Origin of the sequence: Natronospirillum sp. (assembly GCF_022565775.1) — a bacterium.
In the GTDB taxonomy this organism is placed as follows: Bacteria; Pseudomonadota; Gammaproteobacteria; order Pseudomonadales; family Natronospirillaceae; genus Natronospirillum.
In genome coordinates this window covers 16,576-32,240 of the sequence record NZ_JAIUMC010000032.1, presented here as the reverse complement: position 1 = coordinate 32,240, position 15,665 = coordinate 16,576, and the positions used below count along the sequence as shown (strand labels likewise).

Here is a 15,665-nt window from a genome sequence, read left to right as displayed (position 1 = left end):
GACTGGCCTCGCTGGCGGCTTTTTCGGGAAATGCGGGGCAAGACCAGCCACACCTGTGATGAAAAGATCGCTCTGGAAGTGGTCAGGGAAATACCCGAGTTTCTGGAAGAAGCACAATACCTTCACGAGATGATGACACAAAGGGTTTGCAGTGGCTGGCCCACCGAGTGAATCGACTCTTGCCTTTCTGACGCACTACCGAGGAATCCTCGGTAGTTGCCGCCACTTCCATTTCCTCATTTTTTCAAAGCTCTGATTTCGTTAAAGATCAAGCGCAAGCTTAACCCTCTGAAACCAAACCATCCCCTGATTGATGTCCGACCTCACCTCCATGGTATTGGCTGCGCTCCGCCTGCCCAACCAAAAATATGATCAGGTTCACGCTGGAACAGCGGGGACGGGGAAGGCCGCGGGTTTGCTGCCTCGGGGCTTGCAGGCCCCTATGGCAGCAGTCTGAGCACCGTCGATCAGAACACCAAAGAGGGCAGGAAAGTCGACAACGCCGGCACGAACGCCAGCACCAGCAGGCAAGCTACCAGAGCCGCAAGGAACGGCAGGACCATCCGCGAGATCTGTCCGATTGAAACGCCGGAGATGCTGCAGGTGGCAAATAGCGTGATTCCCACAGGTGGTGTCGCCATCCCGATGGCAAGTGCCACCACCGTGATCACTCCAAAATGGACCATATCAATGCCCAATTGCTGCGCGACAGGGGCAAAGATCGGTACGATCAGCAGAATGATGGCTCCAGTCTCCATGAAGGTACCCAGGATCAGGTACATCAGGATCATCAGCAGCAGAATCAGATAAAGGTTTGTAGAGATACCCAGCAGTGCTGAAGACGCCATCTGAGGGACTTGCTCGATCATCATGATCCAGCCGAATGGGCTGGCGACGGCAATGAGCAGGATAATCATGGCCGAGTTGAGCGACGCCTTGTAGAACACGGGGCCGAGGTCCTTCCAGCTCAGTTCACGGTAGACCACCATGCTCACGAAAAGGCCGTAGAAGACGGCAATGCCGGCAGACTCGGTAGGAGTAAAGATGCCGGTCATTATACCCCCGAGAATGATGACCGGCAGCATAAGGCCCCACAGGGAGTCAATCAGGGCGTGCCCGCGGTCTTTCCAGCTCTGCTTGAGCTCTGTCGGATACCCCAGACGCCTCGAACGCAGCACACTGACCAGAATGAGGACTGATGACAGCAGAACGCCCGGAATGATCCCGGCGATGAAAAGCTGACCTATGGAGACGTCAGCCACGATGCCATAGATGATGAAAGTGATGCTTGGCGGTATGACCACCCCTAGGCAGGAAGCAGACGCAATGACCGAAGACGCGTAGTCCTTGGAATAACCTCGTTTGACCATTTCGGGGATGGTCAGCTCACCGACAGCAGCTGCAGTGCCCGGTGCCGAACCCGATATGGAGGCAAAAAAGGTACAGGCCAGCACAGAAACGGCCGCCAGGCCTCCTCGTATGTGGCCCAGCAACGCGCTGGCCAGGCTGACAATGCGCCTCGAGATCCCACCCCGCTCCATGATGGAGCCCGCCAGCATGAACAGCGGTATCGCCAGGAGCGGAAATGAGTTGATACCGGCCATCATCCGTTGCGGCAGCATGGTGATGGGCAGGCCGCCGAAAACCATCAGGCTGGCCAGCACAGCAATGCCCATTGCAAAACCAATAGGAACATTGATCATGAAACAGAAGATAAGCACAACGAGTAGAGTTAACAGCATGTCATCGCCTTCTATTTATAATTTTTTAAAGCCTTTAATCAGGCTGACAATTTCCAGGGTGCTATAAAAGATAACCAGAGCGCCCATTGTCGGAACGGAAAGATAGACCCAGCTCATGGGTATCCCGAGCGCCGGCGATGACTGAAACTGGGTCGATGACACCACCCTGGCACCATAAAAAACAAGCAGACTGGCAAAGGCAACGATCAGCATGTAGGAAAGGATTTCGATAATGCGTTGTACTCGGTCCGAAAAGAGCTGCACAACAATATTGATTCCGATGTGTATCTTTTCTCTGATCCCGATTGAAACGGCGAGAAAACTACACCAAATAAATGCGAAGCGTATGGCTTCTTCACTCCATGAACTGGACTTGCTCAGTCCGTAGCGCATGATAATCTGATACATGGTCAATGACGCAATCGCCATCATCATGAAAACCAAGCATGACTTGATGATGGTGTTTACGAGCCAAACAAATCCGGTATCCTGGGAGGTTCTCACCTTGGCCACCTGCTATCGCTGTTTCGGTTCTGGGTGACTGACCGGGACTGACTCTGGCAGCCCCGGCCCTGTTTTTCTGAGTAGCAGACTATCTCACTCGATAGCGAGGATGCTTCTGACAAGCTCTTCACCAAGTGCCGCGTCACCGCCACCCAGAACCTCATAGTAGCTGGGGTAGATCTCGCTTAGCCCGACCTCGATGAACTCGTTCTTGCTTTCATCACTGACTTCATTGATCTGCATGCCGCGTTCTTCCAGAACCCTGAGCATTTCGAGTTCATAGTCCACCAGCGCCGCGCGCTGAATGGCAGCAGCTTCGGTGGCCGCCTGGGAGATGATGTCCTGATGCTCCTCGCTCAGACCCTGCCACCAGGCTTCGCTGGCGATGTACTGACGTGGATAGTAGAAATGCCCGCTGAGCGACAGGTAGTCCTGCACTTCATAAAACCGCTGACTGTAGATCAGGTTCATCGGGTTCTCCTGGCCGTCTACAACGCCCTGCTGCAGCGCCGTGTAAAGCTCACCGAACGACATGGGCACTGCGGACGCGCCGAAGGCGTTCACGGTGTCGACCATGACGGCACTCTCCATCACCCGAATCCGCAGGCCGTCAAGGTCATCCATGCTGTAGATGGGCTGCTGGTCATTGGTGAAGTACCGGAACCCTCCATCGTTGTAGGCCAGATGGCGAATGCCGGCATCCAGATACTTCTCCTGAATGGACTGGCCGATTTCTCCGTCCAGAACCGCATGAGCATGGTCGATATCGCGGAAGATGAACGGCAAGTCCCAGACCATGGCCTCCGGCACGAAACGACCCATGGGGCCATTTTCCACATCGGCCATCTCAATGGTGCCAAGCTGCATGCTCTCAACGATCGAACGCGCGTCACCCAACTGCCCTGCAGGATAGATCTGCACTTGCAGCGAGCCGTTGGATCGCTCCTCCACCATCTGTTTGAACGCTTCCACACCGATGTTCTGAGGGTCGTCGGGGTTAGTGTTGCCATTGTGCGCCAGCTTGATATTGACAGTGGACTGGGCCATCGCTCCGACAGACATGAGGGTGGTCATTACACCCGCCATCACCAGGCTTCCAATGAGCTTTGTTTTTGTTGGTTTCATGGTAGTACCCTTTCTTTTTTAGTTCTCTTTGTAAAACGGCTATTGTTTTTTTACGTGGTTATCGTCAGTTTACTTGATGCTTGGGCCTTCCCTCCTTCAGCGTTCGGATGACTTCCATGGAAGCCTTCTTTCGCAGTTCGTCGACGGAGTTTTCCGAGAGAAAGGCGGTATGGGGTGTAATAAGCGTGTTCTCCAAATCCGCCAGTTTGGGGATGCCATCCGGTGGCTCACATTCCAGTACATCCAACGCTGCACCGGCTATCTCGCCGCTGTTAAGGGCTGCATACAGATCATCTTCCTGTATCAGACCTCCCCGGGAGGTGTTGACGATCAGGGCCGAGGACTTCATCTTCCCGAGCGCCGTGTGATCAATGATGTACCGCGTGTCTGCCGTCAGCGGCAGATGCAACGAGAGAAAATCGATGCTTGCCAGGAAGCCGTCGAAATCCACCGCACGTTCAATGTTGTGTTCTTCCAGTAAACCTGAGGCGGCATAGGGGTCGAAGCCGACGACGTGCATACCGAATGCCGCCGCCCGGTGCGCCACTTCAAGACCAATCGCCCCGCAACCGAGCAGTCCAAGTGTCTTGCCACGGAATCTGGGGGCATCCCGGCCCAGGTTCGCGTTCCAACTGCCAGCACGTATGCTTTCATCCAGCAAACAAACCTTGCGGCCCAGTGCCAGCAAGAGTGCAAGGGTATGGTCGGCGACCTCGTCCTGACAGTAGTCCGGCACATTGGCCACCTTGATGCCCCGCCGAGTGGCAGCATCCAGATCAACGTTGTTGTAACCGATGCCGGCTCGCACAATCACCTTGCAATTGGGCAGCCGCTCAATAAGGTCCGCGGAGACAGGGGCATAGACGACCAGCAGCGCATCCGCCGCCTGGCCATGCTCTGCCAGTGTTTCGACATCACTGCCCGGGCTCAATTGAAATTCCATATTGCCCTGATCAAAGCTGCTTTCTTCGATAGCCGTATCTGGGAATATGGTATCGGTCATGAGTACGTTATATTTCATTGTTATTTCTCTCTTGTTTTAATTTTATTCAGGCGTACAGCCGCCCTCAGGTTTCTACAACCTGCAAATAAATAAGGCTTCTTAAATTACTGAATTATATAATTACTGTACTTTCAGCGTATTGGTCAACGTTCCAATTCCGTCAATGGAAACAGACATGACGTCACCGGAATTAACCGGACCAACGCCGTGCGGAGTACCTGTGAGTATTACGTCTCCCGGCAACAGAGTCATATGTCGGGAAATATAACTGACGACGTCATACACACCGAATATGAATTCTTTGATATTCGAATCCTGACGCACCTCGCCATTTACAGTCAGATGAATTCTGGCATTGTTGTGATCGATCGTTCTGACAATACCCGGTCCAATCGGGCAGAAGGTGTCGAATGATTTGCCGCGGGTCCATTGTTTATCAGACAACTGAATGGCTCGCGCGGTGAAATCATTAGCGCAGGTGTAGCCGAAGATATAATCCGGAGCTTCTGCAGCGGGGATGTTTTTCGCTTCCCGGCCGATCACAATGGCCAGCTCGGCCTCATAGTCCAGCCGGCCGGTGTCTTTTGGCGCCACAATAGTGTCGCCGTGTCCGATCACGCTGGTTGCGGGCTTCATGAAAAGCAGCGGCGCATCCGGCAGTGTTTCGTTCATCTCTGCGGCATGGTCCAGGTAGTTCAGTCCGACACAGACGACCTTGCTGGGCTGGCAAGGCGGCAACAGGTTGACTGAAGATAAACTGACGCTTTCTTCACCCAGCCCGTCATGATTGAACAGAGAGCCATTCAAGCTTCTGATCATGTCGTTTTCCAGAAATCCTGCGCAGACTTCGTTATTGTAATTGTAGCGAACGTACATCTCTTCATACTCCTGATTTAATGATGTCTTTACTGATCAGGTGGTTTATGCGCTCCTGAACGTCGAACAGATGGTGGTGCATCTCTTTTTCAGCGAGCTCCCTGTCTTTCTTTTTCAGTGCTTGCAGAATCTTCGCATGAAACTTGATCGACTCTTTCATGACCGCCTTGTCGTAGCCGACGCTTTTCTGGGCCCGGAAGACCAACGTGATTATCGAGTTGTAAAGACTCACCAGCACCCGGCTCCTGGAGGCGTTGGCGATCTGCTGATGGAAGGCAATGTCTGCAAGGATATAGTCGTCATTGTTGTCGGCCTTCTCGGCCTCCACCATCAGCGCCAGTTGCTGCTCCATAATCTCGATTTCCTGCGGCTCCACGCGTTCCGCTGCCAGGCCTACCATGGTCTTTTCAAGGAACAGGCGGGCTTCGGTAATGTCCTCGTAGCTGCAGTCATCCAGCAGAATTTTCAGCGCCAGTGTTTCTTCCAGTATGGAAGCAAAGTTTGTTGTGATGACGGTACCGGCATTGGTTCTCTTGAGCAGCCCCTGAAGTTCCAGCAGCTTCAGGCCCTCCCGCACCGATGCCCGGCTGACCTCAAACTGATCGCACAGATCCCGCTCTCCAGGGACCCTGTCACCTTCCTTGAGTTCTCCACTGACGGCCATAGCCTTGATCTTGGCAACAACGAAGTCACTTAAACTTTTCTTTTCGAGGGGCTCTATTTTCATGGTTGGCTGCTCATTGCTCCGTTTGTGAGGCGGCATCTCCACGATGCCGCCATGGCCTGATGGTCTTGTGGTTCGCATGTATGATGGTCTGACCACTCAAGTTAAAATTCAGCGTAGATCAATCATCAAAGCTCGTCAAGAATAAATTTCAGCCACCCGATTACTCGCTCAGGCGGCTGCTTATACCTCGACGCTCCCGCAACTCCAGACCTGTCGCACGACCTCAAAAACCGCTTCAATCGCCGGCTCTGCCGCCCTGTCCTGCCGGCAGATAAAACCCAGTGTGGCCGGGATGCTGACCCTGTCGGCCACTACCACGCCGGCCTCATGAGCGAGCTGCAGCGCCAGACTGTCACGAGCCAGGGCCAGAGCAACGCCGGATTTCACCAGCTCCAACATGGAAGCCTCCACATCTACGCGGGCAACCACATGTCGGGACAAGCCCAGATCATCATAAATCCGCTTCAGCAACCGCGCGTGCACTGACTCGGGTGGTGTTGCGATCCACGGCAAACCGGCCAGTTCAGTCCAGCCTTTTCCCTGTACCTTACTCCGCCAGCCGGGCGGCGCGATTACCTGATATTTGAAGTCGGCCAGCGTTTGCACATGAAAGTGCTGCTGCAACTCCGGCAACCCGGGCAGACCCAGGGTGAAAGCAACATCCAGGTCTCCCTGCTCTACCAGACGCGCTACAGAGCCCGAGATCCCTTGCTGCAGCTCAAAAGACAACCCAGGATGCAAATGCACCAGGTGGCGCAGGAAGCCGCCCAGACGCAGGAACTCCGGGTCGACGATAGTCCCTATCCTGGCCTGACCCTGCACCACACCGGTAAGCCCCATGGCCGCGGCCCTGAATTCCGATACCGACTGCACAGCCCGCTGCGCTGCCGGCAACAGGCGACGCCCGGCTTCGGTTATCTTCATGCCGCGTGCCGTGCGCTCGAACAGCACCAGGTCGATCTCATGCTGCAATTTTTTCAATTGCAGGCTCAGTGCCGGCTGCGTCATATGCAGCCGTTCTGCGGCACGCGTCAGGTTACCCTCCCGAGCCACCGCTACCATCACGCGCAGGGCCGTATAGTCCATATACCTACCTCTCGTGGCTGGCAGCGGCTATCCAGCCGGCCGCCTTTTCCGCAATCATAAGGGTGGGCGAGTTCGTATTGCCACTGACAATCAACGGCATGATGCTGGCGTCAACCACTCTCAGGCCCTCGACATTGCGCACTCGCAGCCGGGTGTCAACCACACCCATGGGGTCACCCGAGGTGCTCATCTTGGCAGTGCCGACCGGATGGAAGATGGTGGTGGCAATGTCACCCGCCAGCCGCGCCAGATCGTCATCGCTCTGATACTGCGCACCGGGTCGCCACTCCTCGGGCTGGTAAGCCGCCAGGGCCGGTTGTGACACGATATGGCGAACCTGCCGCAGACTCTGCACGGCAATGCTCCGATCTTCCTCCGTACTCAGGTAGTGGGGGCAGATCAAGGGCGCCTGGCTGGCATCGCGCGAGGTGATGCGGACTTCACCGCGGCTTGTCGGATTCAGGTTGCATACGCTGGCGGTAAAGGCCGGAAACGGGTGCAGTTCCTCTCCGAACGCGTCCAGACTCAGCGGCTGCACATGATATTCAAGATTGGCATGCGGTTGATCTGGGGCCGAGCGAGAAAATGCGCCCAACTGGCTGGGTGCCATGCTCATCGGACCGGACCGTTTCAGCAGATACTCCAGGCCGATGGCCGCCTTGCCCAGCAGACTGTTGGCCATGGTATTGAGTGTCTTGGCGCCCTTTACCTTGTAGATCGACCGTATCTGTAGATGATCCTGCAGATTGGCCCCAACCCCGGGCACGTCCGCCACAACCTCTATACCCAGTTGTTGCAACAAGGGGGTCGGCCCGATGCCGGATAGCTGCAGGATCTGCGGTGAGCCAATGGCGCCGGCGGACAGAATGACTTCGTGCCGAGCCTGCACGCTGACACTATCGCCGGAGCGTCGCACGCAAACTCCCGAGCAGCGCGGCCGACCGCCGTCGGTTCGGTCGAACGTCAGCCGCTCGACCTGGGCCTGTGTCCACACCGTCAAGTTCCGGCGCTGCCGTACCGGATGCAGAAATGCCTTGGCCGTGTTCCAGCGCCAGCCACGGCGCTGGTTGACTTCAAAATAGCCGACACCATGATTATCACCGCCGTTGAAGTCGGCCGTGCGCGGCAAGCCGGCCTGCTCTGCGGCATTGGCAAAGCACTCCAGAATGTCCCAGTTCAGGCGCTGCTTTTCAATCCGCCATTCCCCGCCACTGCCATGCAGGCGAGCGAACGATTCACGCTCGTGCGCATCGGCAAAGGCATCACATTCAAGCCGGTAGTGATCTTCATGTGCCTTGAATTCGGGCAGGCAGTTCTGCCAGGACCAGGTTTCATCACCGGTGAGTTTTGCCCATTCGTCATAGTCTCGGGCCTGGCCGCGCATGTAGATCATGCCATTGATCGACGAACAGCCGCCAAGGGTCTTGCCGCGCGGATACCGCAGCGAGCGCCCATTCAGCCCCGCATCAGCTTCAGTCTGGTACAGCCAGTCTGTTCGCGGGTTGCCGATGCAGTAAAGATAACCGACGGGAATGTGTATCCAGTGGTAGCGGTCGCTGCCTCCGGCTTCCAGCAGCAGTACCTGCTTGTCCGGATCACTGCTGAGGCGATTGGCCAGCAGGCAGCCAGCGGAGCCGCCACCTACAATGATGAAGTCAAAGACATTGCGCGGCATGGCCAGTCCCTCCCGCATCAGCGCGCCACCGGCATGGCGAACTCGGCACCCTTGGCGATACTCTCGGGCCAACGCTGCATGATGGATTTCTGCTTGGTGTAAAAGCGCACCCCCTCTTCTCCATAGGCATGAGTGTCACCGAACAGGCTCTTTTTCCAGCCACCAAAACCATGCCAGGCCATCGGCACCGGTATAGGCACGTTGACCCCCACCATGCCTACCTGAACCTGCCGAGAAAACTCCCTTGCCGTATTGCCGTCGCGCGTGAACAGGGACACCCCGTTGCCGAATTCGTGGCGGTTTATCAGGTCCAGGCCGGTCGCAAAATCCGGCACCCGAACACAGGCCAGCACCGGCCCGAAGATTTCCTCGCGGTAGATTGTCATCTCTGGGGTCACGTGATCGAAGAGTGTGCCGCCCAACCAGAATCCTCCCGGGTGCGCATCAACCTGACGGTTGCGACCGTCAACCAGCAGTTGGGCACCTTCGGTTTCGCCCTGGGCAATATACCCCTGAATTCTTTCCAGCGCCTGGGCCGTGACTATCGGGCCCATTTCGGCTTCCGTGTCGGTGCCAACACCTATTTTCAGTGCGGCCGCGCGCGCGGCCAGTTGCGGCATGATCTGGTCGGCCACGTCGCCTACCAGCACAGCGACCGAAATCGCCATACAACGCTCACCCGCGGAACCGAAGGCGGCACCAATCAGAGCATCCACAACTTTGTCCAGATCAGCATCCGGCATCACCAGCATGTGGTTCTTGGCACCACCCAACGCCTGAATGCGCTTTCCGAGCTGCGCACCACGTCCATAAAGGCTTTGCGCAATAGGTGTCGACCCGACGAAGGACAAGGCCTGCACATCCGAGTGTTCGACCAGCGCATCCACTGCCTCCTTGTCTCCCTGAACCACATTGAACACACCGTCAGGCAACCCCGCCTGCTTGAGCAGTTCAGCCATCATCATCGACGGTGTCGGGTCCGTCGGCGACGGCTTCAGCACAAAGGTATTGCCCGCCGCGATAGCGACCGGGAACATCCACATGGGTACCATGACCGGGAAATTGAATGGCGTGACGCCGGCAACCACACCCAGTGGCTGGCGCAGGGTCCAGTTGTCGATACCCGTCGACACCTGCTCGGTATAATCACCCTTCAGCAACTGCGGGATACCACAGGCAAATTCGAGAATATCGATACCACGCTCCACTTCCCCGCAGGCGTCGGAAAACACCTTGCCGTGCTCCGCCGTAATCGCTTCGGCCAGGGCCGCCTTGTGCGCCCTGACCCGCTGCAGGAAATCATTGAGAATACGTGCACGGCGGATCGGCGGCATGGCAGACCAGGCCGGAAATGCACCCTTCGCTGCACTGACTGCCGCCGCTGTGTCTGCAGAATTGGCCAGCATTACACGAGCAGTTGCTGCGCCAGTAGCTGGATTGAAGACATCCTGAGTACGTTCGGAAGTGCTTCGGGCACGTTGCCCGTTAATGTAGTGTTCGATCAACTCGACAGTCATTTGCCTGTCCTCCGGTCTGTAGTGAGTGCGGCCGAATGCCTGTTAGACATGACAGCAGTTCCGGGCAGTTTTGCGAAAGCAGGTCGGGAAATCCAATGAGTTGTTCTTGGGTGAGATATAAGTATTGCTTATATTCTGCAGAGTCAGTTGGCAGGACGGTGCATCGCCTCGGGCTGATAAGTCGGGACAACCAAATCAGACCCGAAGGTAGGATTTCTCGTCAGTAGGCACAGGGCGAGTACCGACAATTGGCAGTGGATGGGCCCGCTGATGCTGAAGAAATTATATTTCCCAACGAGCTCAAAGCGCCAGGAGCTCATCCACTTCAGCCCTGCCCGGCATGGACAGTGCGGCCCCGGGACGGGTCACGGAAATCCCCGCCATAGCATTACCATATCGAGCAGCACCTTCGAGTGACTGGCCCTCGGTGAGCGCCGCCGCCAGACCTCCATTGAACGCATCACCGGCACCAGTCGTTTCAACAACCGGCCCGGCCTTGACCGCTGGAATTACACCTTCGAAACCCGACCCGCTGACATACACGCCTTTTTCGCCCAGCGTAATCAGTACATTGGTGACTCCGCGTTCGTGCAGCACGCGAGCAGCATCGACCACATCATCTCGAGTACTCAATGTGCGACCGATCAGTATGCCCGCCTCTGTTTCATTAGGGGTGATATAGTCAATGTCCTGATACAGATCGGCAGGCAGGTTCACTGCCGGCGCCGGGTTGAGCAGCACAGGGACGTTATTCTGGCGTGCCAGCTCGATACCATGGCGACACAGCGCCATGGGCAACTCCAGTTGGGAAATGAACAGTGCGGATTCTCTGATTGCACCGCGCGCAGCGTCGATATCGAGCTCGGTGAGATTGTCGCAGGCCCCGGGCACAATCAATATGGCATTTTCACCTCGGGCGTCGTCAACGATAATACTGGCTGTTCCGGTTGCCAGCTCAGGGTCCTCGGACACAAACGCCGTGCCGATACCCTCAGCCTGATAGAGGTCTCGCGCCATGGCTGCGAATGGGTCTCTGCCCAGTCGGGTAACCAGATGCACTGTGGCACCCTGCCGGGCTGCTGCGATGGCCTGGTTGGAGCCTTTCCCTCCGGGGCCTGACGCAAAGCTGTTGCCGCGCAGTGTTTCCCCCCACACCGGCATGCGGTCGGCCCGACAGACCAGGTCGGCCAGGAATGCTCCCAGTACAGTAATCGCTTGCATGGCCATGGGACACCTCCTGTTTACGCCCGATCAGATCTTCAGATCACTCGCCCCGGTGTCGAGATACGGCGCCCAGAAGGCGACACTCTCTGCTATTGCTGGCACCACTTCCCGGTCATTGGGTTCACGCTCCTTGAACGACAGTTCCAGACAGACCTGGTTGTTCTCGGCCCCGCCTTCCGCCAGTGCCTTGAGCAATGGCTCCGGCTGTATCAGTCCCGATTCGTTGTGCTCTGCAGTGAACGGGCGATGCCCACTCTTGTCCATGGAGCTCTGCTTGATGTGGATGATGGGAGAAATCAGCGGTACGGCACGTGCCCAGGCATAGGGATCTGTGTCATCCGGGTTGCTCGAACTGACATCCCCGTGATCTATGTCTGCCATGGCATACAGCGGTATGGCCAGGCCTGCAGCATCGATACGCTGTTGCAGCTCGAAGCAGGACGCGATGGTATGGCCAAACTCCCGACCGACGGACATGGGCTCCCAGAACAGATACTGCAAGCCGGCCACTTTGGCGTGCTCGGCAACCTCACCCCAGCATTGAATGGCCTCGTCGATCAGGGCCTCTCTTCTGCCCGGGTCGTCAAAGTCTCGGAAAGTGAAGATGGCAAACTGGGTGCCCATGGAGTCAGCGCCCAGATCGGCAGAGATATCAGCAAAGGTTTTGAACCAGTCCACATAATACCGTCGTACGTCCGCGTCCGGGTGCCCGAAGTGGTTCAGCCGACCGTAAGGGCCAGTCATACCAGAAGTTACCCTGACACCCGTTCTCTGCAGTGCACGGTCCATTTGTCGGGTCAGTCGTCGAACCACTGCCGCCGGCCAGGACGGATTGATGAATTCGTGGGTCAATTGGATGTCACGAATACGCAGGTCTCGGGCGACTGTGTCTATCAGATCGTCGGGCTCCGCAAATCGGTTGACCAGCGGATTGGTATTCAACCCCAGCGTTAAAGCCATGATCAGCTACTCCTGTGCCATTAAGGTTGCGGTTTCAGCGGTCTTCTGTTCAGTGCTGGCGACCGTTTTTTCAAACCATTTGCTGAATGCCGACTTCTGCTCATCAGACAGATGCAGACCATGCTTGGTTCGACGATACAAAACGTCCTCCGGCTTTTGAGCCCATTCCTTGTCCGCCAGGTAGGTCGCTTCGGCAGCATAGAGTTGCTTGCCGAAGTGCGTGCCCAGGTCTTCCAGACACTTGGCGCTGCCAATGAGGTCCGGCGTTCTGGCCCCGTAGAGTCGGCCATAATGCAGTGCCAGATTGCGGGGTATCCAAGGGTATCGTTGCCGCAGCCGGTCTATGAACTGCGGGAAGTCAGCATTTTCGATCTCGCCGCCGGGCAGTGGCTCATCCCGCGTCCAGTCACCTCCGATGTTGGGGAAGTACGGGACCAGCCTCTGCAGTGCATGCTCGGACAGTTTGCGGAAGGTGGTAATCTTGCCACCATAGACATTCAACAGCGGTATGCCACTCTGGTCATCCAGGTCAAATTCATAGTCTCGAGTCACGGCGGAGGGATTACCCTTGCCGTCATCAAACAAGGCCCGCACACCGGAGAAGGTCTCCAGGACATCGGTTCGCTTCAGCTTTTCCTTGAAGTACCGGTTGACTGCGGCGAGCAGGTATTCGATTTCGCTTTCGTCAGCGACTACGGTTTCCGGCTTTTTCTCGTAAGGGATATCGGTTGTGCCGATCAGGGCTTTGTCACCTTCATAGGGATTGATGAAGATCACACGCTTGTCATCATTCTGAACCAGATACGCCTGCGGTCCTTCCCAGAACTTGGGTACAATGATGTGGCTGCCCTTCACCAGCCGCACGTTTCTGCGCGTGCTGGTATTCATGTTGCCAACCACCTTGTTGACCCAAGGCCCGGCCGCGTTGCAGATGGCCCGGGCTCTGATCGTGGTCACGTTTCCGGTTCGCACATCCTTCAGCTCTACCGTCCATGCACCATCCTCACGCATTGCGCTGACACACTCCGTCCGCGTTAACACACGAGCACCCTTTTCACCGGCTGACACCGCATTGAGCGTGACCAGTCGAGCGTCATCCACCCAACAGTCGGAATATTCGAATCCGAGCTTGTACTGATCTTCCACCGGGGCGCCTTCCGGGTCACGCCGCAAATTCAACATACGCGTGCCTGGCAATTTCTTGCGTCCGCCCAGGTGGTCATAAAGGAAAAGTCCAAGGCGAACCAGCCATGCCGGGCGGTCATTGGGGCTGTGAGGCAACACGAACCGCATTGGCCAAATGATATGACTGGCGGCATTTAGCAGCACTTCACGCTCTATCAGAGCTTCTCGCACCAATCTGAATTCATAGTACTCCAGGTATCTCAATCCACCGTGTACCAGTTTGCCAGAGCGTGAGGAGGTGCCCTCGGCAAGATCGTCCTTTTCACACAGCACGACAGACAGGCCGCGCCCCGCAGCATCCCGGGCAATCCCGGCGCCGTTGACACCGCCGCCAACGACCAGCAAATCGGTGAGTTTCTGATTGTTCATAGTCTACTCCTCGGTAGCTCCCAGCGAGCTTTCTGTCATTATTGGTGCCGGTTTTATCCGGCCAATTTGTTATGTGGTCTAGGGGAGTTTCGACCACAGAGGCGCCAGCGCCTCGCGCGACTCTCGATAGACGTCATACAATTGAGCATAGGGTTGTGTGTCCTCTGCATTAGGCTGGCGGATATCGCCCAGCAGTGGTGAAACCCATTCCTTGATGCAAGCTTCCATGTCTGCATACACACCCACTGCTACAGCCGCCATCATGGCGGCACCTGCTGCACCTGCTTCTTTCCGATCTGAAACTCGTACTCCGGCGCCGACGGAAGAGGCAATCACTGATTGAATGGCGGATGAACGAGCCGCGCCGCCACTCAAACGAATTTCTTTCGGCATATTTCCAATGGCGCCGTAACAGTCCCTGGTCGCCATCCCAAGGCCATCAACAACAGCACGCAAGAGATCGGCAAAGCCGTGGTTCGTGTTCAACCCAATGAAACTCGCTCGCGCATTGGCATCAATGAACGGCCCACGTTCGCCAGCTTCGGAAATGTAGGGGTGGTATATCAGCCGACTCCTGGAACTGTTGTGCAACCAGCCATCAATGCGGTCCAACAGATCACTGGTTCCGACCTGAGCTCCACCGTCACACATCAACTCTGCAGCCAACCCCAGAAGCCAGTCGACATTCAGCGTTGCAGCCATATTGGACTGCATTTGTGTGACCAGACCGGGTACCGGCAAAGTCATGATATATCCGGTACACGCATCGTTCAGTGACGCCGCTTCCGCAGCGACGGGGCGCATGTGAACGCCGGTAGATCCGATGATTGAACAGGCAGAATCCGTGCTTCCCGTGTAAACCCCGGCACCAAGCCCGGTCATCACCATGTCGACATACCCTAGTGCCACCGGGGTGCCGGCGCGCAGACCCGTAAGCTGGGCGGCCTCCTCCGACAGCGGATGAGTGACTTCGGTGCCTTCCACAATATCCGGCAGCAGATGGCGACAGTCCTCTAGACCCAGAGCTCCCAGTACGCCCGTGTCATACTTTCGATTTCGAAAGTTACCGAAGGTAAAGCAGGCTTCAGAAGGATCGGTAGCACGAACGCCAGTCAGGCAAAGATACAGCCAGTCCTTGCAATGCAGTGCGACTTCCGCTTTTGACAGCATGTCCGGATGGTGTTCAGCCATATGGGCCAGTTGCGCGCCCTGCTGGCATGTACTCAGCCCAGTTCCCGTCTTTTCAAACCGACCTCTCTCGTCAGTACTGGCGCGAAGTCGGTTCACCGTCGGTGCGGCACGCGCGTCCAGCCAGATCCAGGCATCACTGACAGGGACATTGTCCCGCCCCACCAGCCAGGTACCGTCTCCCTGCCCGGTCACTGCAATGGCCGCGGTCCGCCGGTCGAGATCCGGTACATCGTCGCCAAGCGCCCGCAGCGCTTTTATGCATTCGGTCCATGTCACCGATAATGATTGGGTCACTGCTCCATCACGCCCGAAGTCATATTGGTTCTGAATGGCTGAACAGGCGACCTGCTCACCGTCCAAAGTGAAGGCAACCGCCTTGATGACCGACGTACCGGCATCGATGCCTACCAAGAGATCCTGGCTCTCCACCATAACGTGCACCTCATTACTCTGTTCTTCAAAAGGACCTTGATACTGCTGC

The 15,665-nt window shown here is 56.5% G+C and carries 13 protein-coding genes; all 13 read right to left on the bottom strand.

The window, feature by feature from the left end; genetic code table 11:
- Nucleotides 1–467: 467 nt before the first annotated feature.
- The 13 genes from LAT62_RS08210 to LAT62_RS08150 all read right to left on the bottom strand — a co-directional run bounded on the left by LAT62_RS08210 (nucleotide 468) and on the right by LAT62_RS08150 (nucleotide 15,616).
- Nucleotides 468–1,742 (bottom strand): TRAP transporter large permease, encoded by a 1,275-nt coding sequence (locus LAT62_RS08210; protein ID WP_293381792.1) that lies wholly within the window; start codon nucleotides 1,740–1,742, stop codon nucleotides 468–470.
- Between the two features lie 15 nt (nucleotides 1,743–1,757).
- Entirely contained in the window at nucleotides 1,758–2,246 is a 489-nt protein-coding gene (locus LAT62_RS08205; protein WP_293381789.1) for a TRAP transporter small permease, read from the bottom strand.
- A 93-nt stretch (nucleotides 2,247–2,339) separates the two neighbouring features.
- Complete coding sequence (locus LAT62_RS08200; RefSeq protein ID WP_293381786.1) at nucleotides 2,340–3,320, bottom strand: DctP family TRAP transporter solute-binding subunit; 981 nt, start codon at nucleotides 3,318–3,320, stop codon at nucleotides 2,340–2,342.
- Nucleotides 3,321–3,435: 115 nt separating this feature from the next.
- A complete protein-coding gene (locus tag LAT62_RS08195; RefSeq protein ID WP_293381783.1) occupies nucleotides 3,436–4,392 on the bottom strand; it encodes a C-terminal binding protein in 957 nt (318 codons plus the stop codon).
- A gap of 102 nt (nucleotides 4,393–4,494) precedes the next feature.
- Nucleotides 4,495–5,250 carry a fumarylacetoacetate hydrolase family protein gene (locus LAT62_RS08190; RefSeq protein ID WP_293381780.1) on the bottom strand — a complete coding sequence of 252 codons (756 nt, stop codon included), beginning with the start codon at nucleotides 5,248–5,250 and terminating at the stop codon, nucleotides 4,495–4,497.
- A 4-nt stretch (nucleotides 5,251–5,254) separates the two neighbouring features.
- Nucleotides 5,255–5,977 (bottom strand): FadR/GntR family transcriptional regulator, encoded by a 723-nt coding sequence (locus LAT62_RS08185; RefSeq protein ID WP_293381777.1) that lies wholly within the window; start codon nucleotides 5,975–5,977, stop codon nucleotides 5,255–5,257.
- Nucleotides 5,978–6,157: 180 nt separating this feature from the next.
- The gene (locus LAT62_RS08180) at nucleotides 6,158–7,063 is read right to left on the bottom strand and encodes a LysR family transcriptional regulator (protein ID WP_293381774.1); all 906 of its coding nucleotides are present in this window, start codon (nucleotides 7,061–7,063) and stop codon (nucleotides 6,158–6,160) included.
- A gap of 4 nt (nucleotides 7,064–7,067) precedes the next feature.
- Entirely contained in the window at nucleotides 7,068–8,756 is a 1,689-nt protein-coding gene (locus LAT62_RS08175) for a GMC family oxidoreductase (protein ID WP_293381771.1), read from the bottom strand.
- A complete protein-coding gene (locus LAT62_RS08170; protein ID WP_293381768.1) occupies nucleotides 8,756–10,255 on the bottom strand; it encodes a CoA-acylating methylmalonate-semialdehyde dehydrogenase in 1,500 nt (499 codons plus the stop codon). The genes LAT62_RS08175 and LAT62_RS08170 overlap by 1 nt, the downstream gene beginning before the upstream one ends.
- Before the next feature lie 300 nt (nucleotides 10,256–10,555).
- Nucleotides 10,556–11,482 carry a ribokinase gene (rbsK, locus tag LAT62_RS08165; RefSeq protein WP_293381765.1) on the bottom strand — a complete coding sequence of 309 codons (927 nt, stop codon included), beginning with the start codon at nucleotides 11,480–11,482 and terminating at the stop codon, nucleotides 10,556–10,558.
- A gap of 24 nt (nucleotides 11,483–11,506) precedes the next feature.
- Nucleotides 11,507–12,439, bottom strand: coding sequence for a TIM barrel protein (locus LAT62_RS08160; RefSeq protein ID WP_293381762.1), 933 nt, complete (start codon nucleotides 12,437–12,439; stop codon nucleotides 11,507–11,509).
- Between the two features lie 6 nt (nucleotides 12,440–12,445).
- Complete coding sequence (locus LAT62_RS08155) at nucleotides 12,446–13,993, bottom strand: glycerol-3-phosphate dehydrogenase (protein ID WP_293381759.1); 1,548 nt, start codon at nucleotides 13,991–13,993, stop codon at nucleotides 12,446–12,448.
- Nucleotides 13,994–14,071: 78 nt separating this feature from the next.
- The gene (locus LAT62_RS08150) at nucleotides 14,072–15,616 is read right to left on the bottom strand and encodes an FGGY-family carbohydrate kinase (protein ID WP_293381756.1); all 1,545 of its coding nucleotides are present in this window, start codon (nucleotides 15,614–15,616) and stop codon (nucleotides 14,072–14,074) included.
- Between the last annotated feature and the right edge of the window lie 49 nt (nucleotides 15,617–15,665).

What these genes read in the sequence shown, in the direction of transcription:
- rbsK (WP_293381765.1), bottom strand. Translation starts at nt 11,482, where the DNA reads ATGGCCATGCAAGCGATTACTGTACTGGGAGCATTCCTGGCCGACCTG.
- LAT62_RS08190 (WP_293381780.1), bottom strand. Translation starts at nt 5,250, where the DNA reads ATGTACGTTCGCTACAATTACAATAACGAAGTCTGCGCAGGATTTCTG.
- LAT62_RS08185 (WP_293381777.1), bottom strand. Translation starts at nt 5,977, where the DNA reads ATGAAAATAGAGCCCCTCGAAAAGAAAAGTTTAAGTGACTTCGTTGTT.
- LAT62_RS08200 (WP_293381786.1), bottom strand. Translation starts at nt 3,320, where the DNA reads ATGACCACCCTCATGTCTGTCGGAGCGATGGCCCAGTCCACTGTCAAT.
- LAT62_RS08180 (WP_293381774.1), bottom strand. Translation starts at nt 7,063, where the DNA reads ATGGACTATACGGCCCTGCGCGTGATGGTAGCGGTGGCTCGGGAGGGT.
- LAT62_RS08160 (WP_293381762.1), bottom strand. Translation starts at nt 12,439, where the DNA reads ATGGCTTTAACGCTGGGGTTGAATACCAATCCGCTGGTCAACCGATTT.
- LAT62_RS08175 (WP_293381771.1), bottom strand. Translation starts at nt 8,756, where the DNA reads ATGCGGGAGGGACTGGCCATGCCGCGCAATGTCTTTGACTTCATCATT.
- LAT62_RS08155 (WP_293381759.1), bottom strand. Translation starts at nt 13,993, where the DNA reads ATGAACAATCAGAAACTCACCGATTTGCTGGTCGTTGGCGGCGGTGTC.
- LAT62_RS08150 (WP_293381756.1), bottom strand. Translation starts at nt 15,616, where the DNA reads ATGGTGGAGAGCCAGGATCTCTTGGTAGGCATCGATGCCGGTACGTCG.
- LAT62_RS08210 (WP_293381792.1), bottom strand. Translation starts at nt 1,742, where the DNA reads ATGCTGTTAACTCTACTCGTTGTGCTTATCTTCTGTTTCATGATCAAT.
- LAT62_RS08170 (WP_293381768.1), bottom strand. Translation starts at nt 10,255, where the DNA reads ATGACTGTCGAGTTGATCGAACACTACATTAACGGGCAACGTGCCCGA.
- LAT62_RS08195 (WP_293381783.1), bottom strand. Translation starts at nt 4,392, where the DNA reads ATGAAATATAACGTACTCATGACCGATACCATATTCCCAGATACGGCT.